At 60.0% G+C, this 25,653-nt stretch carries 15 protein-coding genes, 1 tRNA gene and 3 pseudogenes; 4 read left to right on the forward strand and 15 right to left on the reverse strand.

The window, feature by feature from the left end:
- Positions 1–119 precede the first annotated feature (119 nt).
- Positions 120–1,094, forward strand: a complete 975-nt coding sequence (locus tag FOY53_RS18665; RefSeq protein WP_146591701.1) for a calcium/sodium antiporter — start codon at positions 120–122, stop codon at positions 1,092–1,094.
- Positions 1,095–1,354: 260 nt separating this feature from the next.
- Positions 1,355–2,281 carry an alpha/beta fold hydrolase gene (locus tag FOY53_RS18670; protein WP_146591703.1) on the forward strand — a complete coding sequence of 309 codons (927 nt, stop codon included), beginning with the start codon at positions 1,355–1,357 and terminating at the stop codon, positions 2,279–2,281.
- A gap of 351 nt (positions 2,282–2,632) precedes the next feature.
- Here the strand turns inward: FOY53_RS18670 and FOY53_RS18675 are convergent, their stop codons facing one another.
- The 15 genes and pseudogenes from FOY53_RS18675 to FOY53_RS18745 form a co-directional block, all read right to left on the reverse strand.
- A complete protein-coding gene (locus tag FOY53_RS18675; RefSeq protein ID WP_186766666.1) occupies positions 2,633–3,595 on the reverse strand; it encodes a glycosyltransferase family 61 protein in 963 nt (320 codons plus the stop codon).
- Between the two features lie 106 nt (positions 3,596–3,701).
- On the reverse strand, positions 3,702–4,487 hold the full coding sequence (locus FOY53_RS18680) for an FkbM family methyltransferase (protein ID WP_246107469.1): 786 nt from the start codon (positions 4,485–4,487) through the stop codon (positions 3,702–3,704).
- Between the two features lie 260 nt (positions 4,488–4,747).
- A complete protein-coding gene (locus tag FOY53_RS18685) occupies positions 4,748–5,398 on the reverse strand; it encodes a hypothetical protein (protein ID WP_222435291.1) in 651 nt (216 codons plus the stop codon).
- A 12-nt stretch (positions 5,399–5,410) separates the two neighbouring features.
- Positions 5,411–6,811, reverse strand: coding sequence for a selenium-binding protein SBP56-related protein (locus FOY53_RS18690; protein WP_146591709.1), 1,401 nt, complete (start codon positions 6,809–6,811; stop codon positions 5,411–5,413).
- A 411-nt stretch (positions 6,812–7,222) separates the two neighbouring features.
- Positions 7,223–7,893, reverse strand: a pseudogene (locus FOY53_RS18695) (IS5 family transposase); the annotation flags it as partial.
- Between the two features lie 387 nt (positions 7,894–8,280).
- Complete coding sequence (locus tag FOY53_RS18700; RefSeq protein WP_146591711.1) at positions 8,281–9,003, reverse strand: hypothetical protein; 723 nt, start codon at positions 9,001–9,003, stop codon at positions 8,281–8,283.
- A 51-nt stretch (positions 9,004–9,054) separates the two neighbouring features.
- The gene (locus tag FOY53_RS23460) at positions 9,055–9,147 is read right to left on the reverse strand and encodes a plasmid recombination protein (RefSeq protein WP_222435292.1); all 93 of its coding nucleotides are present in this window, start codon (positions 9,145–9,147) and stop codon (positions 9,055–9,057) included.
- 662 nt (positions 9,148–9,809) lie between these two features.
- Positions 9,810–9,886 (reverse strand) — tRNA-Arg (locus FOY53_RS18705).
- Between the two features lie 78 nt (positions 9,887–9,964).
- Positions 9,965–10,947 (reverse strand): annotated as a pseudogene (locus FOY53_RS18710) (IS481 family transposase); the annotation flags it as partial.
- Between the two features lie 838 nt (positions 10,948–11,785).
- Positions 11,786–14,995: a helicase-related protein gene (locus FOY53_RS18720; protein ID WP_146591713.1), complete on the reverse strand. Its 3,210-nt coding sequence runs from the start codon at positions 14,993–14,995 to the stop codon at positions 11,786–11,788.
- On the reverse strand, positions 14,988–16,526 hold the full coding sequence (locus FOY53_RS18725) for a phospholipase D family protein (protein WP_146591715.1): 1,539 nt from the start codon (positions 16,524–16,526) through the stop codon (positions 14,988–14,990). Before FOY53_RS18725 ends, FOY53_RS18720 begins: the two co-directional genes overlap by 8 nt.
- A 301-nt stretch (positions 16,527–16,827) precedes the next feature.
- Positions 16,828–17,997, reverse strand: coding sequence for a DUF6361 family protein (locus FOY53_RS18730; RefSeq protein ID WP_146591717.1), 1,170 nt, complete (start codon positions 17,995–17,997; stop codon positions 16,828–16,830).
- A complete protein-coding gene (locus FOY53_RS18735; protein WP_146591719.1) occupies positions 17,997–21,143 on the reverse strand; it encodes a UvrD-helicase domain-containing protein in 3,147 nt (1,048 codons plus the stop codon). Before FOY53_RS18735 ends, FOY53_RS18730 begins: the two co-directional genes overlap by 1 nt.
- Positions 21,140–23,758, reverse strand: a complete 2,619-nt coding sequence (locus FOY53_RS18740) for a PD-(D/E)XK nuclease family protein (protein WP_146591721.1) — start codon at positions 23,756–23,758, stop codon at positions 21,140–21,142. The genes FOY53_RS18735 and FOY53_RS18740 overlap by 4 nt, the downstream gene beginning before the upstream one ends.
- An 83-nt stretch (positions 23,759–23,841) precedes the next feature.
- Complete coding sequence (locus FOY53_RS18745; protein ID WP_146591723.1) at positions 23,842–24,840, reverse strand: helix-turn-helix transcriptional regulator; 999 nt, start codon at positions 24,838–24,840, stop codon at positions 23,842–23,844.
- Between the two features lie 291 nt (positions 24,841–25,131).
- Between FOY53_RS18745 and FOY53_RS18750 the strand changes: the two are divergent.
- Positions 25,132–25,362, forward strand: a pseudogene (locus FOY53_RS18750) (IS5/IS1182 family transposase); the annotation flags it as partial.
- 95 nt (positions 25,363–25,457) lie between these two features.
- Positions 25,458–25,592: a hypothetical protein gene (locus FOY53_RS24005; protein WP_281289594.1), complete on the forward strand. Its 135-nt coding sequence runs from the start codon at positions 25,458–25,460 to the stop codon at positions 25,590–25,592.
- The last annotated feature ends 61 nt before the right edge of the window (positions 25,593–25,653 follow it).

Raw genomic sequence — 25,653 nt, forward strand, 5'->3', positions numbered from 1 at the left:
GTTCCGCAAACTACGTTCGGCGGGCCGAGGAATATACACTGCGGCATCCCTTGCGCAGACCGTGTTCACTTCCCATCCTTCCGGGGGTCACCGGATTATGTTTGCAAGGCTAACCGCTTATGATTGAAACTTGGATTCCGTTATTGGTTGGACTTGTCCTGCTGGTAGCTGGCGGAGAGCTGCTTGTCCGCGGCGCGGTGCAGGCTGCGGAACGGATCGGCATTTCACCCCTGGTGATCGGCCTGACCCTCGTCGGCTTTGGCACCTCGATGCCTGAGCTGGTGACCTCGGTCCAAGCGGGGCTGGGCGGGTTCCCTGGCATTGCCTTCGGGAACGTCGTTGGGTCCAACATCGCCAACATTCTCCTGATCGCCGGCATATCCGCACTGATCTGCCCGATTGTCGTCGCCCGGTCAGCGCTCAGGAGAGATGCCGTCGTGATGCTTTTGGTCGCCGTCGCGTTCGCAGGGCTGGCCTTGCTGGTGCCGATGGGGCGCGTGGTGGGCGCCGGCCTGATCGCTCTGCTGATCGGCTACATCTGGTTCGTGATCCATCAGGAAAGGGCTGCGTCCGACGGCGGGGCCATTCATGACAAGGCCGCCGCCCTGGCGGGGATCGACCCAGGCATCGCCCCGCCGCACGACCGGGACGGCTTGATGATGCCGCTGCTGATTGCTCTGGTCGGCTTGGTCCTCGTCGTGGTCGGCGGCTCCTTCCTGGTGAACGGCGCGGTTGCCATTGCGCGCAACTTGGGCGTCTCGGAGACGGTCATCGGCCTGACGATCGTCGCAGTCGGAACCTCGATGCCGGAGCTTGTTACATCGGTGATCGCCGCGCTGAAGCGACAGGGGGACATGGCGTTCGGCAACATCGTGGGCTCGAACATCTACAACATTCTCGGGATAGGCGGGACCACCGCGCTCATTGCACCGTCCCACGTGCCGCAGGAGATCGTGCGTTTCGATGCCCCGGTGATGGTCGCTGTCTCCCTGGCGCTTGTTCTCTTCGCTGCGACCGGGCTGCGGATCGGACGCCGGGAGGGTGCCATTCTGGTCGCGGGATATGTTGCATATGGCTGGCTGCTCTGGCCCTGATCCCTAAGGACCAGCAAGGCAGTCCGAAGCCGACAACCAGTGGCTCGGTTTTCTTGCATATTGGCTCGCGCCTCGGTCACACCTCCGGCCGCCATCCGAAGAAAACCGTGGACAAGACTCCATCGTGAAAGGCTCGAAGCGGCGGTCGTTGCCCGCACAAGCGTGGCACACCCCACGCTTCCGGCCCGAAGCGGTCCTGCCCAGCACACCAGACCTTCGGCGTATGGTCAGTCACGTCGGGCGGGAAGCAGGTGGGGTGGGTGAAGCAGACAATCTGGTGGCGCTGGTTTCCGAGAACGGATCTGGCTGTGCAAAGGTTTTGCCAGGGCATATGCTCGTTTCACTTTGCCTTCTCCGAAAAGGAATTCCGGTCGATGTCTGGACGAGAGGTAGATCACGGCGGGCCCGAGGCCGGGAGGCTGACGTCGCCAACGGGCGTTGTCCTGGCCTACGAGGTAGAAGGACGTGGCCCGCCTCTCATTCTCGTCCATGGCAGCTTTAGTAACCACCATTCTAACTGGGCTTTGATTACACCGAAACTGGTTCAGCAATTTACCGTGTTTTCTCTCGCACGCCGTGGGCGAGGCGGAACGGATGCTACTCGGAATCACAGCCTCCTCGACGAAGCTCATGATCTTGGGGCATTGATCGAAGCAATCAATGACAAGGTTTTTCTTATTGGCCATTCCTACGGCGCACAGGTGGCACTTGCAGCGACAGGCCTGTACCGGGCCAATATCCGAAAGCTCGTCCTTTACGAGCCCCCGAAGCCGGAGAGCGTGCCCCCCAAGATACTCAGGGAACTCGAGCGCATTTCGCGAAAAGGGGACTGGGCTCTGCTTGCCGAGACGTTCTTTCGCAAGGTACTCATGGTTCCCCCGAGAGAGCTTGAAGAGCTGCGTCAATCGGTATCCTGGTCCACCATCGTCGGTGACGCCTGCGCCTCACTTCATGATCTGATCGCGCTGACAAGCCATGACTCCTCCGCCGATCACTTTGGTTCGCTGGATATTCCAGTGCTGCTACAGGTCGGCAGCGAAAGTCCCCGCGACATGTTTGCTACGGATTTGCTTGCTCGCGTGCTGCCCGATGTGCGCATTGAAGAACTGAAGGGACAAGGCCACGAAGGAATGAATACGGCCCCAGATTATTATGCCCGCTCGCTGCTCGACTTTTTGAGGTTGTGACGACCCGAACATCGGACAGTCGGTCGGACGACTTCGCTGGGTAACCGCGACTGGTTTCGCCCACACGTGGGCCGCGCGAGCCGAAGGCCAGCCAGAAGTCACGGCGTCGGCGCCTCGAATGGAGAAGCAGGGTAGGTTCAAGGGTCGACGTCGTCGTTTGCCGCAAGGGGCCCGAATGACCGCTCACGGGCGAATAGCATTCGTTCGCTGCGTTTTGCGCCTATGTCCGGAGTGCGGACCGACGCTGTCGTTCGCTGCAATTGTTGCCTTCATGCTTTTCCGCGCCTCTCCCAGCCAGGGAAGATTAGCCGAAAACTCCTGCTTCAAACGATCCGGTTTTCAGGGAACACGTCAGCAGGAGTGGAGCCAACCGGAGCCACGGTCGGTCAGGGAAACGCGAATGGACTGCTCTGACATGTCCGCCCACGCACCGTTCGACACAAATCCTTTAGCCTGAAGGGTGTTGCCTATGTCGGCAAAGCTCAACTCCCCGACGGAAAAACGCTTTCGTTTGGAAGCACCGCCGCGTCGCCACTCCTTTTTTATCGCGTGAATGACCAAAGGCGGCGTTTCCACGAAAGCTTTGACATGGCGCACCAGAAGATCAATAGCGGTCGAGTTTCTTCTGGCTATGATGGCGACGCGCTGGTCGCGCGGCATGGCCATGGCAAGCAAATGCAAAGCGGAGCCGTCTGCGGCAATCACATGACGCGCTGCGCGATACCGGGAGATCTGCACCTCCAGACTGTGCGCTTGCGGATGAAAGATTTCATAGCCTTCGCGCGCCAGTAGCTCTTCGAGATAGGTCTCGCCCAGGATCGAGCCGAGCTCAGGGCTCAGTCGTGACCGGCTGATATAGAGTTTCTCGGGGCCATCCGGGGTGACGGTAGGGGCAAAGCGAGATGCAAATTGCCGCCGGACCTTGCTGGTTCCTGCGGAAATTTCACCAAGTCCCAATCCCTGGCCCGGAACGAGCAAACGCTCTACGCGCGTCGGGGCTTTCAGGACATGGATGGGAAGATTGACCCCCATCAGGTCAAAGAAGCGCTTTTGAAAGCCATTCAAGTGCTTGGTGCGTGGGCATTTGTGCGTGAACACCACACCTGCAATCGGCTCCTCGATCTCGTCGAGCGCCCAGAGGCGCCCCGTGCTCTCGGTCAGGAAATGGCCGAAATGTGACCGCATGGTACCACCCCAAAGCCACTGCCCGGGCAGAGTGTTGGTCACCTGCTCGGGCATGTCCGGTTCGATCGTCAGGGCGCGGTGTTTGCGCCAGGTTGCACCGTGGTGGCAGTACTGGCCCTTTGCATCCATGACACCACAGGCCTGCACGAACCCGGACTGCGTAGGCGGTACAACGGTTGCGTGCCTCAGGGTCACGATCGACTCGGACCAGCCGCTTGTCGACAGGGGTTTGGCACTACACGTCATGACCGCTCGTCTCATCAGTGTTACGGATGCAGGCCCAGACCGTTCTGGTCGAAACCTCCTCATCTTTCTTGAAGCCGGCGCGCCTCAAGAGCCGCTTGCATTCGCGCATACCCTCGGGGCCGTAGATTTTGGGGTGGAACTCCAGCACGATGGCGCGAAAATCCGACAGGTCCGCATGGCGCAGCAGTTCCAGTTCGCCGCCCTCGATATCCATGACCAGCACTGTGGGTTTCAATTCGTTGCAGGCATCCGGGAAACTGGCAGTCGGCACATCGACCCGTTCTGTCGAACGGATCGGATTTGTGTTGAACAATGACGATCCAAGATAGCTTTTGTGCAGGTGGAAGGGCAGCGTCGCCGGGGCGTCTGGCGTGGTGACCAGGACCGCGTTTGTCACGGATATCCGGTCGTTCAGACCGTTCAAGGCATACAATTCCTCGATAACCGGAATGAGGTTGGGATTTGCCTCAAACGAGGCGACTTTGAGGGGCTTTGCGTTGGCAGCGATCACCGCCCCGACTAGACCGATGCCGGCGCCGATCTCAAGCACGACATCGTCTTCAACAACGATGCGAAGGCCTGCCTTGATCTCCTGGCCCTCATACTTTCCAGATCTGATGCGAGCCGCCCGGCCTTCGTGGACAAACCGCGATGCGGGCACCTCGACGCCCAGGAATTCGGCGGCGATCTGGGTCGAGGTTGGTGCGAGTTCTTGGTCCAAGGCAGAGTCCACGATTAGAGAGAGATGGCACTTCAAGCGGGATTTATTAACCACTTACCGTAAGAGCGATTTACGGCAAAATTTGGGTAATTAGTGCTCTTTTGTTTCTTTCTCATCGCCAATCCGGTGTCGGCACTGGAACATATCATGCGGCGTTGCCGCAGGTCTTTTCCGAGCCCAAACTTACCTGTGCTGCACTGCAAGATTGAGCTTGATCTTAGCCTTTGACAGTCTGGGGCTGCTATGGTCGGCCGGTCCAGCACCCTGCAGACTCTCGTCATGAATGAGGGACCAACAGCGGGCAGGTCAAAGAGTCACACAACAACCAGAAGCGATATTGCGCCGACAAGAATGAGGCTCAGCGCCCAAACCAGATCCAGGTTGAACCAGCTTTTCGACAGGAACCGCAACCCGAACCAGCGGTAAACTCCAAAGGCCATCAGCCCGCCCGACAGCGACATCGCCAGGGTGTGGACCAGGGCAACGCTCATGGCTATTCCGGCGTTTCGCGCCATCAGGTCTTGTGCCGCTGCGTGTCCGGCATCCGTGTCCACCGTGCGGCACAGGCCGAGATAGATCGGCACCAGCATCAAGCCCGCACCATGGGCCGTGGCCGCCAGAAAGGACCACAGCGCCAGTTGCGACGGCGGCACCCGCGCCAGAAAGCGCGGATGGCGGCGGTTGACCATCAGGTAGAGGCCGAGCCCGATCACCAGACAGGCCGCCGTGATCTGGATCTCGCGCTGCCAGCGCGCAAGAAAAAGCAGCGCCGTGAACGGAAACAGGATTGCCGCCATGGCCAGAAAATGCCCGGCGGCCAGAGCCAAGGTGGCCTTCAACAGGCTCTGCTGCGACCGATCCATCAGCGCGGCGGAAACCGCAAGGGGCCAGCCCATGCCCGGATTGATCCCGTGATAGATGCCAGAGGCAGAAACGGCCCACCAAAGGGCCGTTGCCGTCGTCATGTCCATCACCGGTTACACGGACGGGTAACAGAAACTGTCAGTCGAACAGTCGCCGCCTTCCAGCCGGATCTGGTGGCTGCGATACCCCTTCGGGAAGTCGACAAAGAAATCCTCTGCCAGGGTGATCCCTCCGTTTTCGCCCACATGGGCCATCACCATCTGACCGCCCTCGTCATCGGGATAGAACTGGTCGTCCCAGGTGGAATACAGCGAGTTGGTCCAGTAGACCCGTTTGCCGTCGCGGCTGATCTCGACCATCTGCGGACCGAAGGCAAAGGGCTTGCCGTTGGGATGTTTGGTGCCGCGGGCGATGCCGCCGATTTCGACCTTGCCGGCGAGTTTGGGGTTCATCGGATCGGATACATCATATTGATGCAGCTCGCCCAATCCCCAGCAGGCGACGTAGAGATACTTGTCATCAAGGCTCAGGTCGATGTCGGAGACCAGCGGCGGCACCGCTTCGAACCCTTTCAGCAGCGGCGGCAGATTTTCCGGCGATTCAGGGCGCGGATCAATGGTGAGCGTCTTGCGGGCCTCGAAGGTGCCGTCGTCCTTTTGCCACCATGTGAAAATCGCGCCCTGGAGGTTGGTCGTGTCGACCACCACGCCACAGAAGCCGTAGTCCTTGGAGGGGTCGTGCGCGGGGCGGATTTCCAGAGCCATCTGGTGATTTGCACCCAGGTCGATGGTCTGGACATTCTTGCGCTGACGCAGATTCCAGAAATGGATGGAATGGCCGTATTTGTTGGCCAGAAGATCTTCGGCAACGATGCCGTTTTCGAACTGCGGCGGAAGACCCCATTCGCTGCTCACCATGTAATCGCGCGGCAGGTTCCACCAGAAATCGTAGTGCTTGTCCTGCTTGCCGCGGTCCATCTCGTAACGGCCCAGAATCTCGAAGGTTTCGCAATCCATGATGAAGATGCCCGGAGGGCCGTCGGTGCCGTCCTTGCCACCGCCACCCAGGGTCGAGACGTAGATTCCCTCGGGGCCGCAATGGATGGTGTGGGGGCGCGAATAGCCGGTTTTGGCGAAGACCTCTTCGGGTTCGATGATCTTGTGGATCTTCGCCTTCAGCGGTTCCTTCACGTCGACAATATAGATGCGCGACGACCGGATGCCGGGAATGATCAGGTAGCGGCGCTCCAGAAAGGCGTGACCGGACAGGGGCGACAGCGACGAGGAGCAGGCGTTCCAGCCGAAATGGTGAAACTCGTCCCCGACGTTGGGCATGATCACCTGATGGACGATCTGGCCATAGCTGCCGGATTTTGGATCCACGTCGACCACTGCCAACCCGTCGGGTTGCGACCCATCGGGGCTGAGCATCAACGTAAAGGCCAGGGTTTCGACCGGTGCCTTCATGGCGAGTTTCGGGGTCGCGTGGAAAGTCGGATCTGGTCTCAGGTTCATCGGTAGTTCCTCCCTTGAATTGGACTTCAGACGCCTGCTCGATCTCCTCGGTCTGATCGTATCCTATATTTCAAAGCGTGATACGCGTTTTCTCGCTGGCTGATCGCAACCCGTCCGCTGACCGGTCCTGTAGTCCGACCGCGAACTGCGCCTTCCGTGCGCCCGATCGCGCGGACCGAAGTTCCGGATCAGTGTCGTCCTGGTGCGAGGGGGCGGCAGAAAGGTGAACCGCACCGACCCCCTGAAGCCCGCCAGAAGGGCAGGGTGCCGAGCGAGTAGCTGGTCGGCAACCCTTGCAAACGACGACCTGTGGCAGGCGTGGGAGCGCGCCGTGAAATCTGATCCACGGGAACGTGGGGCCTTGTTGCACAAATCAGTGGAGGGATGGACTTGCCCCTTCCGTTGACGGACTTATCCTGCGAGCTCGGTGACAGGTATGCCAAGCGCAGTGTAGTCGTTGAGCACGGCGACGCGGACCTGGATTCCCGTAACCTGCCTTTCAAAGTCCCTTGCCATCAGCGACTGGCCGAGTGGTTTCATGCAACGCATTTTGGTTTCGACACGGCTTCGGCAGTGGTCTCCACTCCACCGTCGCCACAGAGTGCGGCCCAGATATCGCTGTGCATTGATCGCTTCGTTTCGGGCTGTGGCTGCAGCGCTCGTCGGCTTCCAGGGTTTGGCGTTCTTTGCTGGCGGCATCACCGCATGGGTACCTCGGGCGGCAATCGCATGGTGGCATCTGCGCGTGCCATAAGCCTCATCTGCGGTGAAGCTGCTGATGTCCTGACCAGGAGGGATTTGATTCAGGAGTTCCGTCAGCATGGGCGCATCCCCGATGTTGCTGCTGGTCGGCTCGACAGCCCGAACGTCCAGTATTCCTGCGTCACGTCCGGTGCGAATCTTGCACCAGACGCGGCGTTTCGAGCCGCCATGCTTGCAGGCGATCCATTCACCCTCGCCCTCGGATCTGGTCCCGGTGCTGTCTATGAGCAGGTTCAGCGGCCCTTGCAGCCGCGATACGGCAGGCTCACGTTGGTGTCCGCTGACGACGACAAGGTCGGTATCCGCACCTTCCATCCAAGTGGCGAAGGTTTCGCCGGTGGCTTTGCGGCGGGCTACCTCGGCGCGCTCCTGCGATTTGGCGTCCTTGTCGAGCGCCCGTTCGAATGCCTTGAACGCGCGCTGTTTCGGCGTCAGCTTGGGCGCCTCGCCGTCGGAGCCGCGTTGGTCAGCAGCGGCGAAATAGAAAGTTGTTCCGGGCAAGTTTTTCATAGGTGTTTCTCCTTTCCTGGAGAGCTAAGTTGTTGTGTCCACCGGGCGTCTCCCGCTGCGGATGGAAATGATTTCGGACCGTTTGAATTTAGGACTCCCGGTTTCTTGAAATTTTTTTGCAGGTAGGTGGTAAGATACTGTTCCAATAAGTTTCTTTTTTACGTTTGAATGTCGTGCTCTGCACTCGAACCGGCCTTTCAGGTGCCTTTATCGGTTCGTGACCGATCCGGCAGCACCACGATCCGGCCAGTCAGAGAACGCCGGATTTTGGCAATCCGTGAACGCGCCTCCTGTGGAGGCTCTGCCGTAATCTCAACGATCACATCATCGGCGCGATTGATCCCGGCTGGGTCACGGCGGATCGTATTTTCAGCTTCCGCTTGAGCTTTGGCGCGCAGACCGCGCAAGGCCGCTGAAAACGCCCGGATTGCGCGGGCCTTTCCTTTTGCCGACCGTGCGATCCGCGAAAGGAAAGTGTCAGCCTCCGCGGGTGCTGCTTTTGGCGCCGCTACAAGTTGGGGTCCCTGGCCGTCATCCTTCAAGTCGAGGATTCCCGTCGCCAATCCGTCAGCGATAGTCAGAATGGCTCCAGCCTCAAACTCGCGGGTCTCGACCTGTTTTTGTCGGTCACGAAGGTCTTCTTCGTCACCGTTCAAAGCCGTTTCGCGCCGTGCCACTTCTTCCTGTTTTGCGCCGGCAGATTCCTTCTGAACGGCGACCGCCGCCGCGTTTTTCCGGATCTCCAGCTCTTGCTCTTTTCGCCAATCAGTCGTCTTTGGATGCTGTCGGTAGGGTGGGGGCTCGTCGCCGGATTGCCGGGCCGCCCTCACCTCCGCGGCGCGTTCCCTGCCGCGCACAAGCCCGATCTTGGAAAACCAAGCGCCGCCGCTGTCCTTCGCCGCCTCATAGTCCTTGATCATCGCGTGTTTGGAGGGTTGCAACATCCAGCGCTTGCTGCCGTTCAGATCGACCTAGACCTTTGGCACGATGACCGCGTGGATGTGATAGGTCGTCTTGTCAAAATCGGCGCGGGCATGCACGAGATCCTCGCCAAAGTTGTCCAAGAGCCAAGACTTGGCCAATTCTGCGAACGCGCGTTCGCGTTTGGAAAATCAACAATTCCGTCCGCATCTTCCAGGTCCCAATCGGCCCAATCATTTCCGGTGCACCGCCAACCTGCTCCAAGCAGTTCGCAAACCATCGCCTCAACCAATAGGTCTCGGAGGTTGTTCTGCATCTGCGGGACGTCAGAAAAGCTATGGATTTTGCCGAATATTCTTTCCTCATAGGCCCAGGATGCCGCCTATGATGCAATCATAGCAAACCGGTTGAAACCCGCCGCCTGATCGAAGGACCTGAGAATCTTACGGAGCTTATAGAGGGCAACTTCGGTGAAGATGCGTCGCGGCGATGAGCGCTTCGACGGAGGGCCTGTGAGGGCCGTCCTCTACCGAGGCGGGGCCACTCGAATCGCAATATCGTAGCTGACAGGCGCCCTGCTCTGGTAAATTGGAACCAGAAGCGCGCCGTTATCGGCAAAAATAATCTCTTCTAAAGATGCTCAGACCTGGAACGCCCAACAGCGTCATTCATCACAAAAAACCGTTAACTGTCAGAGGCTTGAAAATTTGGCCTTCCTTCTTTTGGTATCACCCTTGACAAGGGCGTGCACGAAAAACGAGTCTGATGCGCACACTTTTCGTAATTTGGCATCGGGCGGCCATAGTGGCGCTCCCTGAAGGATTCGAACCCTCGACCTGTCGATTAGAAGTCGACTGCTCTATCCAGCTGAGCTAAGGGAGCATCCCCACGCCCTGTCTAAACGGTCGGGCCAAATTGGGCAAGCAGGTCATGGCACTGAAACCCTTGCCAAGTTGGCGCTTAGGTGTTCAGTCCCGGCATTTGGTGGATCGGATTTGGGATGAAACGATCTGGCTCTGAAGTCCTGATCTTGCAGATGTATTCGTAGGGGGTGAGACCGTTGAGGGTCTTGAGCCTGCGTGCGAAGTTGTAGGCATCCATGAAGTCGGTGAGATGCGTCTGCAGTTGATCGTGGCTGTCGTAATGGAAGCGTTTGACGGCCGCCTCCCTGATGGTGCGGTTCATTCGTTCGACCTGGCCGCCCCTCGGGAAAACAGGCCCCCGGACTGTTTTCTGATCCTCGTGGCTCCAGGGATGGTTTGGCTTGGTCAGGCGGTGCTCGATCCCGTTGGCCTCGCAGATCATGTCGAAGCGCATTGGCCGCGAATATGCGGTGTTGCGGTTGCGAGACTGCTCGGCGAACTGGATGCCGTTGTCGGTCAGGATCGTATGGATACAATAGGGGACGGCCTTGAGCAGATGTTCGAGGAACTCCCAGGCGGTCTTGCGATCCGCCTTGTCCACGAGTTGCGTGACCGCGAACTTGCTGGTCCGGTCAATGTCCACAAAGAGATAGAGCTTGCCCTCCACCGTCTGAACCCCGGCGATGTCCATGTGGAAGAAACCCCCTCTCGGCGATGCCTGCATCGCCTGCCGGGCAGTGGATGGGATAGCGCTTGAACTTCTGCCGCTTTGGCTTGTCACCCTCGACATCTGGCAAGCGCGAGATGCCATGCCGCTGAAGGCAACGATGCAGTGCCGACCGTGTCAGGTGCGGGACAGAAGGCTGAAGAGCATAGAGGCAATCATCCAGCGGCAATAGCGTGCGGGCGCCGAAACGCGACGATAGTGGCCTCCTCTGCTTCGGTGAGAACGGTCGAACGCGGCTCCCCAGGCCCGGTCTTCAAGTCCTCGACCGTCGCACGCTTGCGCCACTTTGCGACAGTTTTGGGGTTGATGCCCAGCTCCTTGCTCAGTTGCGCGAGCGAAGCTTGCCCCTCTCGGGATCATGCTTCGCATAACCCTGCCGGGCAATGGATCGCTGTATTGTAGCTCTGACGGCGTGCGTGCCCTCTCGGCAGATTTGCCGTGCAAATCGCCTGCCGGGTAACAGTACGTGGCGCTCCCGTGACGAAACTGTCCCATAATGCTTACTTCCATTCTCGAGAAAGGATCACACCATCAAACCGTGGGAACAAACACCTAAGTGATACCGCTGACTGCTCATAGGTAGCGAGCTACAGTCGGGTGGCGATTTCTAAATCGCCCGTGCTTGTGTTTAGAAATTAGATGGATTGAGCGGCGATGCGACTTGCGTCAGTTTTGGTTGAACCTTCAGAACGAGGACGGACAGCTAAGGATCCATTGCTCTGTCGCGCCTGTGTGCCTGACAAGCAACTAGAAGTCGTCGCGTTGCAAAAACGAAAAAAGGCGAACCCGAAGGTTCGCCCATTTTATCTAACTATCAAGTAGTTAATTGGTTCCGGCGGTAGGGGCCTTTGCCATTTCTGTTACCCAATTGATTCCAAATAAAAAAAGTATGCGGCTGCGTACAGATCACACATCGACTCCAGGATGTGCCCGGAGTGCGTGACGTACTCAGAGCACCAATTCAAGTACCATTTCGACTCTGTCGCGATGCCGTCGAAGTGGTCGGTGGCAGGGTGAAAATCGGATAGTCAGGGCTCAGGGAGACAAAAATGCGCATCCACTACATTGTTGGCTTGGCGAGTTCGGCAGTTCAGAGAGACCCGTCTGGGTTTGATCCGACCGATATCAAGCAACAACTATCGCTACACGCTGAGCAGCCCGATCGATGAAAGTTGGACGACAATCAGTTCTTCATCCCATTTCTTCAGGTCGCAAGCTGATCTGAAGATCTCGAAGATCGATGGTATCGTCCGAAATGTTAATGCCGTCGAGAAAGGAGAGAAGATCGTCTTGCCTCGGCTGGCCAAACGCCAGCCGGTAAAGCGCAACGGATCTCTTCAGCCACCCAAGCAGCGTAGCTTCGCGGCTATAGGGCAGGGATAGAGCGTAGCGCTCAATGCAGACATCCCCATCCAGCAACCAGAAGGGTTCCAAATCGCCCGGGCGTTCCGCCTGACGGTGCGCGGTTTGGAACAAGTCTTGCCACGGGTCGGCGACAGGGTCGGGGCGGTGCAACGTGTGGGCGTATCTGGATGCGAGGTTGAGCCGGACGGCATGGTTCTTGTAGCGGTGAACACGGCCTTCGCGCTGCTCCAGATCGACGGGATTTGAAGGCAGGTTCCAATGTACAAGCCGATGGCAATAGGGGTGGAAATCCAAGCCTTCCTGCCCGACTGAGGTCGAGGCCAGAACAAAGGGCCTGAAAGGGGAATTGAAGGCGGTACGGACAGTGTCAGTGCGTTGCACGATACCGTCTTCCTGACCACCTTGCAGCAGACGTGTCGCGAAACGGCCCCGCATACGTAGCGCTGGCTGAATATCGATGCGCCCGCGTTTGACGCGATATTGCTTGATCTCGATCTGTGCCGGTTTGAGCGAGAGCGCATCGTCGATGACTGCGGCAAGCGATCCCACCGCTTGGGCAGGAGCCGCGTCCGAAAGCCCTTCGGACTCCACGAGGATATGAACATACTCGTCCATCACGGATTGCAGGTCATGGCTTGCGCAATGATCCAGAACCGTCTGCCAGTAGACATCGTCGCTGTCGCTTCGAAGTAAAGCCTGGCTTTCAGGCTGATTGAACAGCCCGCGAAAGGCCATGCCGATCCTTGCTGCCGCGTTCAGAATGGCCGGATTGTCGTATCCGAGATCGGGGGCAATGCGGTGTAGGGCCCGTAGGGCACATGTCGCCGGACTACCCAAAGCGAGATCGGTCAGATGGTCCAGCAGACTGTCGTTGTCAGGTTGCCCTGCAAGATGATCTGCGTTTGCGGCGTCACTCAGGGCCGACACATGATCGTGCCAGCTTTCTTGCCCATCGTCGCGGATGATATCGGACAGAAGGCGCCCGCGTGCCAACCATGATTGATAGGGCGCATGAGCCACGTCGAGGGATGCCGCACAGGCCCAATCCCAGTTCGTGGCACGGTCGGCGTCGGGCTCCTTTGGTTCATTTGCGCGCATGCCGGAAAAAAGCCGCGCTACGATACCGCCGCGCTGGACTGCCCGTAGCCTGCCACGAACGCTTTGAGCGTGATCCTTGATCCGTGCGCGGACTTGGGCGCGCATGGCCGCCGCGTCGGGCAGGGTCACGCCGCTTCGGAAAATCTCCAACGGGTCGGCTGCTGCCGCGAGCGTCGGTGAAGGGATCACCAGAGGAAGCGCCCGTAACCCCGTCAAACGGCCCTTGGTGTGCCGGAAGTTTAACGGCTGGCTCTGTTTGCGAAAAGCATCCGTATAGCGATGGTTCAACCCGTCCATCCCCATCGCACGCTCACTGTTATAGGACAGCAGGGCGGCAATGGCATCGGGCACCATGGCCCATTGCGAAAAGATCAACAGTTTGCTCGCTGAAACGCGCGGCCCAAAGTAGGGGAGGCTGGGCGGCACCCAAAGGCGTTTCGCCATGTCGTCCTGAAAGGCGATCGTTTTCAACGCCCGCATGCGGCCGTTGTTTTCGGGAACCGGGCGATAATTCTCGATATCTTCAACGTCGATTTGTGCCGATCTTGCCGCCCGGATGGCATTTGCCAAAGCCTCTGATGGAGCGTCTTTGAGATGTTCCAGACGCTGTCCCAGCTTGTAGTCGCGCAGAAAGTTGAGCAGATACGGCGCGGATTTCCAGTATTCGACAGTGCCGGGGGCGTCCGCTGCAGCCGCGACATGGGCGATGGCGCGGGCCTCGATCAGATCGGCGGGTTCAACGGTTATCGGTACATCGATGTCCCGCATCATGGCGTCACGTTGTTCGGTTTCCGAAACGCGTTCTGTTCGGGCGATGACCTGGCGCAACGTCCCTTCGATCCCGGACTTGACCTGACGCGCGGTGTCAAAGCTGCCGGGCAGGGCCTGCATTGCATTGCGAAAACGGCGCATCTCGGTTTCCAGCTCCGCGCGCACAGCAGGGCCCCGGTCCCCGAACAGAAACCCCAGCACATCGAGAAACTCGCGGTAGTGATCTCCGGCATCGGCATCATCCTCGCGCAGCGACAGCATCCGATAGGGGGTGGCCGAGAGCAGCAGGACCTTGGCCCGGTTCCCTTGCGGGTCTTCGGCATCAAAGAGCCTGCGTGCAAGTTCCGCGGCCTCTCCGTCACCGTGCAGAAGGTCGGTGAAGCGCTGGAATTCGTCCAGAACGATCAGGTCCGGTTCAAGGGCTTCGGCGCTTTCGCGGGCAAGGATGGTGCGGAAGGCGCCAACCAAAGATTCGCGGCGGCGGTTGAGATCGGTGTCGTTGTGCCGGACGCCCTTGTAGCATTGTGCGCAATCTTCGAGTTCGCGCAGCAGTTCGGGGCGTGCGCCCACTGCCTTTTGAAATCTCTCTGCGATTTGCGGTTCGATCGGCTGTGCGTTTATCCAGTCGCGGGTGGATCGCCACCCGGCCGCGCCGGCGTAGCCTTGCAGCATTTTGGCAACCGCACGACGATCAACCAGATGGGCCCAGATAAGCCGGAGGATCAGTGCGCGCTCTTCCTTTGTGCCGCCCCCTTGTTTTAGGTCCAGCGACGTTCCGGGGGTCAGGCTGAAAAAATTCACGCCTTCATCTTTGATGCCGCCAGCGCGGGCCAGTTCCATTGCCAGCATCGTCAGGCGTGTCGGCAAAACCCGTGCATTCGCGTCGCCCATGACATTCAGGCGGGCGACGTTCTGCTTGGCGATCGCGCCATTCGAGCAAATGTAGACAATATCGATCCGGGGAACGGTGTCTTGCAAGGCCTCGATTGTGCGGGCGATTACGCCGCGCGCCACCATCGTCTTTCCCAGTCCCACCTCGTCGGCCACCAGAAAATGCCTTACGGAATCCGCATCTGTCAGCAGGCGGCGCGAGACATAGGCGACCGTCGTGCGCTGAAAGGACTTGAGCGGGCGCAGCGCGTCCTCGGCGCTGAAACGTTCAGTCATTGCGGCGCTCCTTAGGCAGCACTTGTTGGAATGTTGCCCAAAGGTCGAGAAACTCTTCCGGGATCACGTCGCTTTTGCCGGTGTCCGGATCGCTGAGGCGGGTCACCAGCCGTTCGATGTCGCGCAGTTGACGACCATCACCAGACAGCGCGCGCACCATGTCCTCAAGGATCGGCGATTCCTGGCCGGAGCCGAACATGCCCGAAAAACTGCCGCCCTGACCCGCCGCGAAAAGCGCCTTGGCAGCCTCGGACACGTCGCCCAGCAGAAGGCGGATGTAGCGAAGGAATTTGTCTCGATCTTCGATGATGGATCGAAGGATTTCGGCAGTGCGGGTATCGGGCAGGTCGATCAACTCGGTGCCCAGGGTGAATTCCTGCCTCACACCCGTCGCGTTGTCGTGCAATTGCACGCCGATCCAGCGCGTGACGTCTTTCAGGGCGAGCCGTGCCAGCAGGCGTTCACCGCTGTCGATCTCTGTCAGGTTGATGCCGTGTTCCCTGCCAGGGACCAGCGGCCAGATCCGCAGGGCGATGTCGTGGGGCAGTTGGGTCGGCTTTCGAAACTCAAGCAACAAATGGATGCGTCCCTCATCCGCCGGGTCGTCTTTGCAGCGTAGCACGGGGTCCGCCTCGGCCAAACGGCGTCTGGTCTCGTCCAGACGCCTGTCTGCTTCGACCTCTGCAGAGATATCCTCGGGCGTGAAGGGCACGAATTCGCGCAAATAGCGGCCCAACCGGTCAGGCGTCATTTGTTCTTCCACGGTGCCAAGGTCGCTGGTTCGTCCTGAGAGCGTGGCGAAAACTTCGACATTTTCGCCACCAATAAGCGCGGGGGCTGTGGCGTTGCCGGACCCCATGGTGATTTCGGTGTTCGAGTAACGTTCCGTGATAAAGGCCTTTGCGTGCAAACCGCGCGCGGGGACTGGGCCTGTTCCGGTATCCTCGGTTTCCTCGCCGTCTTCTGTTTCCGCCATTTCATCCAGCACGTATTTCTTGCCGAAACGGGCAAGGGTTTCGGGCTTCAAGAGGGCCATTTCCTCTCCACGGCCCAGAAGACAGGCATTGTCCGGCGAGATGCGGGCAACAAGTGCTGTCAGCGCGCTGTCTGTCATGAAAGGCGAGACGATCCCCAAGGTGCTGCCGACCCGGGGTCGCCAGACTTGCTCGGTCAACCCGTTGACTGCGAAGCTGATGCTGCGGATCTGTTCCGGTTTGTCCCATTGTGCACTTGTCAGATCATTGGCCAGCGAGGTCACCATGTCGACGACGCGACCGGGCGCAGCGCGACCCGAGGCAAGGTCGGGCAGCGCTCGGACCAGCGCGACCAGTGGAGCGTTGGCGGCGACATCGGAGCCGCCGGCCACACCGTCCAGCGACAGCGACAAATCCCAAGAGGTATCCGTCGTCAGGTTGCGCGACAAAAGGGCAAGGCGGAGGCGCGGTTGCCCATGCCCGCCGAAGGGGGTGAAGCGCAACAGCCACAGCTTTGGGTGAAATGCGCCACCGCGCGGCGCGGTCACTTCGGTCACCGTGTCTTCAAGCAGTGCGGTCAGGGGCGTCGATCCTTTGGGGACGGCTTTGATCCGCCCCGCCTCGCAGAAGATCGCGATGCGCGACGACAGCCGTTCCAACCCTTCGAGCAAGGCCAGTGGCGTGTCGAGTGTTTGCTGTCGGGTCTCTGCCGCATGAAAGGCCAGCGTCGCCGGGATCACGAGCGCGGTTTCGAAATCAAGCGTGTAGGTTGTCGCCAATGCAACATCCAGCTCGTAACCTGCCGGAGCGCGCAGGATTTCCCCATAGAGCGCGCGGTTCTCGGGGTCGAGGGCGGCTCTATCCGGCATCTACAAGATCCTTTATGTGGTTCGAAACTACGGGTCGCCAGCGATAATTCATCTGGGTCGTGCCAGAGGCCCCACTCCAGCGCATCAGCGCTCCGTCATTGCGGAAACGGGACTTTGCACGCTTCAGGAATACCTCTCGATTTCGGACAAGTGTGCGGGCTTCGGCATCTTCATGAACGCGGCCTTTGGTTCGCGTGACAATGCCTCGCCAAGTTTCGATGAAGCGACGGCTGTGCGACTTGACGTCGTGGCTGGTGTCGCGGGACAAGAGCCACAGATCAGGAAGATCCCACCCCTCAAAGACCTGCACTGGTGTCTCTTCGGCCCATTCGTCGATGCGGGCGGTGTAGGTTTCGATCCGGTCATGCCAGGAGGACTCTTCGGTGCCTTGCATGGCCGCTGCCCTTTCGGACAGCATGAGATTGTAGAGCAGAGAGGCCCCTAGCATCAGGCGCGAAAACCGTTCGGCATGATCGACCAAAGTGCCGATCCGGGTGGGCCACTCAGCGCGGTTGGGATGTTGCCAGATCATGTCGCAGTCCGGCGCGCTGTCCTCGCGGGACAATAGCGTTAGAAGGCTGTTAGGCGCCGCTTGCGTCAGCCGATCGCGTAAAAAGCCTGCTTCTTCAGAGGTTAGTGTGAACAGTGCCGTGCTCTTGGCAGAGTCCAGAAACCCGTCAGGTGGTTGCGGCAGGCCCGCGGCCCAAAGTGCAGAGGCCTCACCCGGCGTCGCCTCAAGACAAGCGTTGCGGCTTCCCTGAAACCGGCGGATGCCAAGGGTCAGCAGACCTGCCCAATAGACATCGCTGGGCAGGCGTTTCAGTTTTTCTCGGGCTTCGCTGCCGATGACATTCTGTTTCTCTCCGCCCTTAACCAGCGCGTCGATCAGTCGAATTTCAAGCCCACGCGCCCGGTCCCGGCGTGCGCCAGCCGTGCCGGTCTGGGCCCCGGCCATCCGGTAGGTCCAAGGCACGAACAGCATGTATCGCAGGCGTGTCTGGATCGTTGAGGTTCCGGGAAACATCAAGTCTGCCAGTGAATCCCTAACCGAGCCAAGGCCCAGTTCATCCCGGCTGTCTTCGCTGTCGAAAAGATCCATGATCCGGCGCGTTCGGTCGCGGTCGGCCTGATCGAAATCGATCCAGGCAAGAAATGACATCAGGCGGGTTCCTTGATTGTGGAATGGGACATGGAAAGTGCTCCTTCGCTCATCCAGTTGATGGCAATCCCTTGCAGCGGCTTGTCGCGCCAGTGGGCGCGCACCAGATCGGCATAGGCCATCAACTGGGGCTGATAGGTGGCAAAGCGCGCCGTTGGATCGGGGCAGGGTCCGGATTTGTGATCGACGATCAGCAAGCCATGCGGCCCCTCGGCGAGGCAGTCGATGATGGCGTTGATCTGTGAGCCGTCCGCGGCGACCGCTTGAAGAGGCAGTTCAAAATGTATTTGGTCATAACCTTGCGCCGCAAGCCAATCGACGAGGGCCCGTGCCTGCGCTGCAATTTCTTGTAGAGTGTTGTCGTTTAGCCCTGATGCGGCAGGCAGCGACGTTGCAAGGTCTGGACGTTGCATCATAACGCGCAGTGCCAGATGCCATGCTGTGCCGCGCTCCGCCGCGTTATCTTTAAGGCTGTCCTTAATACCGGCGCTTAGCGTCAGTGTGTGCAAGTCAGCCGGTGCCTGCGGCGTGCTGCCCTGTAGTGAAGAGGGGTTGCGCCGCCACGCTGTGCGCGGACCATCAACTACCGACTGCGGCTTGCCAAAACGGACGTGGCTTTGCACTGCCGACGCTTGAGGCCGTTCGGGCAATTCAGGGATGCCCTCATAGACGTGCGCGGCGAAGTCCGTGCCACACAGCGACAAGGTTCCCTCTTCGGCCACCAATCCGGCCCGGTCGCGCAGCAGATCGACCATGCGTTCGGCGCAGTCGCGGGGGGCTTTCTTTTCTTTCGGCAGGGCCAGGACCAGCCGATCTCGGGCACGTGTCAGCGCGACGTAAAGCTCTCGCGCTGCTTCGCGCTCGTCCTCTGGGCGCTGCGCTTCGGCAAAGACCGCCTGCGTTTCGGGGGCCACGAAATCTGGCAAATAGCGCAATCCGGCATGGTCCAGAACCTTGTCGAGATCATCGAACCCCTCGAACTCGGCGCCCAAGGTGCCCGGGTGTTCAGCGATCTTCTGGTCAAGCCCCGCCACCACGGTGATCGGCCATTCGCGGCCCTTGGCAGCATGCCAGGTGCATATCTCGATGCCCGACCCGGACCAGCCGTCGGGATCTGGATGGTGGTTCCAGGATTTCTCTATCTGGGCCACGATCCAGCCCAGAAATACCTGAACCCCGCACCCGTGAAACCCGGCGGCAACGCGGAGATCAAGGGCCATTCGGTCAAATTCCTGCGCCTCAGCTTCCAGCCGCGCGAGATCTGCCAGCGCCTGCGCGGGTGCATCCAGACCCGCGGCCCATTCATGCAGGCCGCTCACCCGGAGTACCGTCGCGACCGTATCGGCGACGGTTCGCAACTCAAGGTCGGCGTTCAATGCGCGAAGTGGATCCAGCGCGTCGTGGGTGTCGATCACCCCGTCTGCGGCGTTCCTGAGCGCATCCTCCAACCCCATGCGCGGCGGGCCAAGCGTCAGCCACGTCAACGCGGCATGGCGGTCCTGCGGATCGGCGGCATAGGCCATAGCGGCCCGGGCGGCGCGCATCGCGGGCGCAGTCAGCCAGCCTTCTTGCTGGATGCGCACCGGCAGGCCCCGCGCTTCCAATGCCGCGGCGACGGCACTGGATTTTCCGTGGGTGTAGCACAGCACCGCGATATCGGTCGGTTTGGCAGGGCGTAACGCGTCGAGCGTCTTGTCATAGATCTCCGTCCCGTCGGCCAGAATATCGGAGATCCGGTTTGCAATACAATCCGGCGTCGTATCGGTCCTTCCGCCGGGCAGGTTCATAACCTCCATCGCTGTAACCCCGGTCTCGTCGCGCTGAGGCGTCAAGGGATCATAGCCCTCAGGAAACAGCACGGGGCCCAGCGTATTGACCACCGCCATGATGCGCGGATCGGATCGCCAGTTCCGAAATAGCGGCGTGACTTTGTCTGGATGACGGGCCTGCAAAGCCGCCGACAGGCGGGCATCCGCGCCCTGAAACCCCATGATCGATTGTTTGGTGTCTCCGACGATCAGCGCGCGTTTTGCGTGATGCGCCAGCCGCCAAAGCATAGCGAATTGCACGGGGTTGGTGTCTTGGAACTCGTCAATCACCACACAGTCGATTTCGCCGAGCACTGCGTCAAGGATCTCAGGGCGGGAGCGCAGCAGCTCCTCTGCCTCGACAATCATGTCGGCATAGTCGATCAGCCCGCTGTTACGTTTGGCGGCCTGGTAGGCCTCAAGAACCTCTTGCGCGCCGGTCACGAGGGAGGTCAGCTTGCCACGCGCATCGGCCAGCGGGCCCGGGAGTCGAGGCAGGGCGCCGGCGGCTGCGACTACGGCTTCGGCCAGGGTATCGTATCCGCCCGGCGTCGGGGCGCCTCGTTTGGACAGGCGCAGTTGCCGCAGTTTCTGCCAAAGCGCCCAGTCGCCATCAAGGACACCGTCGCGGGCAGCGCGTCGCAAGTCTCGATGGTTGGCCGAGAATTCCTTGCCGGCGGATTTGTTGCCGCTGAACAGGGCTGCGATATTGTCGGGAAACGCGTCAAGCAACTCAGTTACGGCGCGATGGAGGGCGTCGGTCAAAAGGGCACCGTCAGTCTCGCAGGGTCCGTAGCCTGTATCTAAGGCACCCAACGCCGCGGTCAGGATGTCGGGCGAGGCGCCACGCGCACCAAGCCCCCGGATCAGGTCTACAGTTTTCAGCACATCGGCGCGAAACCCGTCTTCTGCACTGGCACCGGACAACGGATTCCATGCGTAGCCGAACTTGGACAAATCGGCCATCAATGGAATCAGTGCTTCGCAGCGGCCCATCTCCATCCGGATCAATAGGTCGCGTTCCGGCTCGCTCAAGAGACGGCTGGCAGGCGAGCGACCTGCGGCAAAGGCATGTTCTGTCAGAACACGCTGCCCGAGCGCATGGATCGTGCCCATGTAGGCTCGATCGATTTCAAGCGCGTCATGAATGCGGCCTCTTGTCATCAATTCACCGCGCACCCGTTCACGTAGTTCCGATGCGGCGGCCTCAGTAAAAGTTACTGCAAGGATGCGGCCGGGGGCGACTTCGCCGCTTTCGACCCATGCGCCCAGTTCCTTTTGGATGTGATAGGTCTTGCCCGCGCCTGCACCGGCAGGAACCAAAGAGAGATTGGTCATTCCGTGTCCTCCTCGGGCATCATGAAGGCGGCGACAAAGGCGTTGTCGGATAGCGCATAGGCCTTGATCCCGCGTTCTTTCTCAAAGGTCTTGGCATCGCCAGAGCGGTTCAGGCGTATGGTGCCAGCGCCGACCTGTGCCACCAACTCAGCAAGTTCGGTCATGGCATGCGCAGAGGCATCCGCGCCCGCCGCCTCGACGCGTGGCACCCCGCCGCCTGCGGCATCCGACAGAACCGTGGAATCCAGCATTGTATGATAGGCGGTGATCACCTCAGCACCATCGGCCACCAGCTGGGTCAGGGCGGTTTCCTCGGAGGGGCGTTCCAACATGGCGCGATACAGGGCTACCTGCAGATCCCATCCCTTGGTCATCCGGTCGCGCCGGTTGCCGGAACTGGATCGCTTGTGATCGACCACAAGAATACGTCCATCCGGCAGACGCAGCAGGCAATCCGCTTTGCCATGCAGCAAGAGACCTCCGTGATCGCCTTTCAGCGCGATTTCGTTGTGCAAGACTTCAGCACCTGTCGCTGTCAGAAAGCCTGCCCAAGCTGCGCAGACATTCTGTGCCTCTCTCAACAAGCTGCGCCGTTCATTGTCCCAAGACGGTCCGGCCAGCCAAGAGGCATGACGGCGGATCGCGGCATCAAGCGATTGTGGTATCGACTTGTCGAGGGACGTGAAGGTGGGGACCGGGGCACCTTCGGGAAAGCTATCCTCCAACACTTGATGCAGGATTGTGCCAAGCGTCATCACGTCCAACGCTTCGGGCGCCCAAGTTCTATCCTTTGCGCCCAGTTCGTCAAGCAACCAGGCCAAAGGACTGACAAGCAGCGTTTCCAGTCGTGAGGGAGATTGCGGCACCGGGCCGCCCATAGGATCCTCGCGTAGGCGTAGCAGATCGAGACCAGGCTTATCCGGCGTGCCCAGCCCACGGTTCAGATGTATGATGCCATCGGCCGGCAGCTCCGGCGCGCCGCCCATCGGCACGGCTTCGGGTGTTTGGGTTGCGACAGGCCAGCGCTCCTGCGGCTGTGCGCGGATGTCTTGCAGCAGATCAAACGGCTCCTGCGCACCCAGCATGTGCGCAATCAGCGCCAGCCCGGTCGAGGGCGATAGCCGGTCACCGCGCAAATCCATCGCGGGGATCAGCAGCGTCAGCCCGTCGGTCGCAGCGCAGAGCTGACGGCGAAACAGCTCCAGTCCACGGGCCAGCTTTTTCCGCCGACCGGGCAAAGCGAGCCCGGTTGTGGTGCGGATCAGCGCTACCTCGCCTTCGGTAAAAAACGGGTCGGATCCGGGCAGGTGTGGCCAATGCGCTCCGGCCATCCCAAGAACGATCAACTGCGACACGGGCCGCCATGGCAAAGCGGTTTCCTTGAAGAGCGACACGCCTTCGACAAAGCGCTCCTGCCCCGAGGCTGCGACGACCTGCGGTGCGACCAGCGTGCGCATCAGTGGCCAATCAAGCATTTCACGCGTGACGGCACGCAGCTCGGCGATCCGGGAATGAAGCGCGGCATCAGGCGCGGCGCGAGCTACGACACCGAGCCGCGCAAAAAGCTGTTCGGGCGTGGTGCACGGTCGGAGCGCGTCCAAAACGTCGCGCGCCGGACCGTCGAGCTCTGCGGCGGTGCGCGACCACCCTCGATCGATCACCTGACGCGCCATTTGCCGTCCTGTCTCGGGCGGCCATGGCATGAGTGGCGAAATATAAAGTGATGCCATGGCTGTGCGCGGTGCCGGTCCTTGCATCAGCGCCAGCAAAAGGGACAGCAGCTCTCTTGTTGCATCACGCAAGACGGGCTCTGCGGGCAAACCCGACAGTGGCAGCCCGACACGGTCAAACGCGTCGCCAAGCCCAATCTGATAGGTGGGATCGTCCGGGACCAGCAGGCCGATCTGGTGCGGAGCAGCGACGATCCCGTCCTCCAGCATCCGCACGGCACGGGCGGCGGCAAAGTCCATTTCTTCTCGTGGATCGCGCAGACCATAACAGGTTACCGTGTCATCCGGTGTCGCTGGTTCTGTCTCTCGGCCCAGGTTGTTCTGAATCTGCGCCAGAGACCCCGTGCCAGCGCTTTGGCGGGTGGGGTGTCGCGGGGCCCAGGATGCCAAGGCAGACGCCGGGGCTTCACCGTGATAGGCTTGCAGTGTCTCGGCCAGCGCGGCCTCAACGGGATCGGCGAAGGGGCAGGGGGTGGGGTCAAGCAACGGTAAAGGCTCTAACGCCTGCGACGCTGGGCTGCGCAGCACATGCGCCCAGATGGCGAGCGGGCCGGGAAGAGTTTCAACGTCCCGCCAAAGATCGCGCAGCGCAGTCAGATGGGACCGCGCTCTCCCGTCTGGCAAAGCTGATGGGGTCAACGCCTCTGGATCAAGGCGTGTGGTCGCGCGGGCGACTGTGATCAGGCCTTTCTCCACCGCGCGGGCGGTCTCCTCCGGGGCTGCAGCAAAGCTCTGTGCCCAAGGTGCAGTGTGCCCGATCAGGTAATCCGAGATGTTCGGTGCTTTGCCCTTCGGCGCCAGGTAGACTTCTGCCAGCAAATTGTCGGTTACATGACGCACCGCGCCTGTCTGCGCGTTGTGGGTCAGGAGGGGATTGATGCGCATGGTTTGGGCGTTCCTCGAAAATTGTTTGTCGTGAACTGTTCACCCAGTGTGAGGGAGTGGGGTGACAAAATCTGTCGTGATCACTACGGAAGCGCCGGAAAGTCCGCGCGCCTGTGTGCCGCGACCATCTCTCGTAAACGACCAGGTGCGAGAACTTCGACCTGATCCCCCCATTGGTAAATGTACCAGGCCATCTCCAGATGGCCCGACGCAGCGAACTGCACGGTCAGCGAGCCATCGGCCTCTTCGGTCATCTCTTGGTTTGGATGGAAAACAAACTGGCGGGCAGTCGCCGCAGTCTCGGGCGTGAAGCGCCAGGTGACAGGTCCGAATTCGACCTCTGAATGAAACGAGCCGAATGACTGCGCTGCAAAGCCAGACAAGTCGAAATCAGGATCCCGGGCGAAGCTGTTTGATGTGATTTCGGCTGTTTCGATCCGATCCAGTCGGAAGCGGCGCATGCGTCTATCGCCATCGGAGGGCCGTGCGACCAAATACCGGCGAACGCCCAGTAGCAACCCGTGCGGTTCGAGCAGCCTTGTCTTTGGCGCTTCGTCGCTTGACCCCAGATAGCGGATTTTCAACTCCCAGGGAGCGCGCAATGCCTCTGTCAGAACGCCCAATAGCTGCAAATCAGAGACAACGCGTGGTCCGGGACGAGAGGCGAAGCCCTGTGCCTCCAGCAAGGCCTCTGCGTCGGCCTCGGTCCGGCGTGCCTGGCTCGATGGCATGGCGGCCAGCAAGCGATCTTTAAGTGTTTGCAACCGTGCCGCATCGTCCGGTGCACCGTCCCGCTCGGCCCGTTTGACCGCCATTTCCAACGCCGCCAATTCGCTGTCGCTGATGCCCTGTGCCCGCAGCCAGCGCGGATCGTGTCGCGGCATATGCCAGCGCCTGCGCCTTTCTGCATCGTTTGAAATATCCACTTGGGGAAAAACCGCCTCGAATGCACGCATCATGCGCTGCGCGGTCCGGTGATCGCAGCCGAATTCAGCGCAAACATCTTGGAGCGCGATGCCGTCGAACCGGGCCATCGCCATCTCTGCAACGCGTAAAAGATCTGTGGCCTTGGAAAAGGACATTTGAAATTCCCTGGCATGAATGATCCGCTATCGGAGTTCTTAATGGTGACAGCTTTTGCCACGCTCAACTGGAATTACCAGATTGTCAACGTATCCAAATGCCGAAAGCGGCTCTCTTGCACGATGCTTGTGATACCATGAATCCCCCATCCCCGAACGAATTCATTCCGCGGATACTGTGACAGGGATTGTATGGTCCGGGGCCCACTTCAAAGCCATCTTCATCCTCGGGAATGGAGAATAAGGAGGGCTGCACTCGATCAGTGCCGAATACGCTCGCTTCGCCGGCCCCGTCAGGTCGCCCCCGATATCGCAAAGACCAAGCAACATGCCGTTTCAGTGCGGTTGAGGAAAGAAGATAGAGATACTATTTGGCCACCTCAAACTAATTCTCGGGTTGAGGAGATTACGATTGCGTGGTCCATGAGGTGCAAATGACGAACTCCTCCTCGCCGCCACAGTCAGGACCTCCGCTAATTGGCCAAGATCTTTCCGCCACCGCAAGAAGTGGGAAAAGTCTGATTGGAAAGGCGCTCGGGCCATGTTTAAGAGCTGATTTTCCGCACGCGCATAACGTTGTTTTTTCGACAGGAGGGTGGGAAGCGGATGTTCGCCGCATGCGCAAACGCAACCCAGACCAACCGAAAAACCGCCATTCAGCCATCGCCTTCATCTCGCCGATGAGGCTGGCGCCCATGCCACGTTACTTCGCCTGCCATTTGTATTGCGTTGCGCTTGACCTGCTGCCCTGAGAGTCCTCGTTTATGAGTTGGCTCTGTTCAGGTTTTGGTCTTCTTTTGACCGGTTGGCATA

It is taken from the genome of Puniceibacterium confluentis (assembly GCF_007923445.1).
GTDB classification, from domain to species: domain Bacteria; phylum Pseudomonadota; class Alphaproteobacteria; order Rhodobacterales; family Rhodobacteraceae; genus Puniceibacterium; species Puniceibacterium confluentis.

Coding starts and splice junctions, on each gene's coding strand:
- FOY53_RS18665 (WP_146591701.1), top strand. CDS start 120: ATGATTGAAACTTGGATTCCGTTATTGGTTGGACTTGTCCTGCTGGTA.
- FOY53_RS18675 (WP_186766666.1), bottom strand. CDS start 3,595: ATGGATGCAAAGGGCCAGTACTGCCACCACGGTGCAACCTGGCGCAAA.
- FOY53_RS18685 (WP_222435291.1), bottom strand. CDS start 5,398: ATGACGACGGCAACGGCCCTTTGGTGGGCCGTTTCTGCCTCTGGCATC.
- FOY53_RS18690 (WP_146591709.1), bottom strand. CDS start 6,811: ATGAACCTGAGACCAGATCCGACTTTCCACGCGACCCCGAAACTCGCC.
- FOY53_RS18700 (WP_146591711.1), bottom strand. CDS start 9,003: ATGATCAAGGACTATGAGGCGGCGAAGGACAGCGGCGGCGCTTGGTTT.
- FOY53_RS18720 (WP_146591713.1), bottom strand. CDS start 14,995: ATGACTGAACGTTTCAGCGCCGAGGACGCGCTGCGCCCGCTCAAGTCC.
- FOY53_RS18730 (WP_146591717.1), bottom strand. CDS start 17,997: ATGTCATTTCTTGCCTGGATCGATTTCGATCAGGCCGACCGCGACCGA.
- FOY53_RS18735 (WP_146591719.1), bottom strand. CDS start 21,143: ATGACCAATCTCTCTTTGGTTCCTGCCGGTGCAGGCGCGGGCAAGACC.
- FOY53_RS18740 (WP_146591721.1), bottom strand. CDS start 23,758: ATGCGCATCAATCCCCTCCTGACCCACAACGCGCAGACAGGCGCGGTG.
- FOY53_RS18745 (WP_146591723.1), bottom strand. CDS start 24,840: ATGTCCTTTTCCAAGGCCACAGATCTTTTACGCGTTGCAGAGATGGCG.
- FOY53_RS24005 (WP_281289594.1), top strand. CDS start 25,458: ATGCGCAAACGCAACCCAGACCAACCGAAAAACCGCCATTCAGCCATC.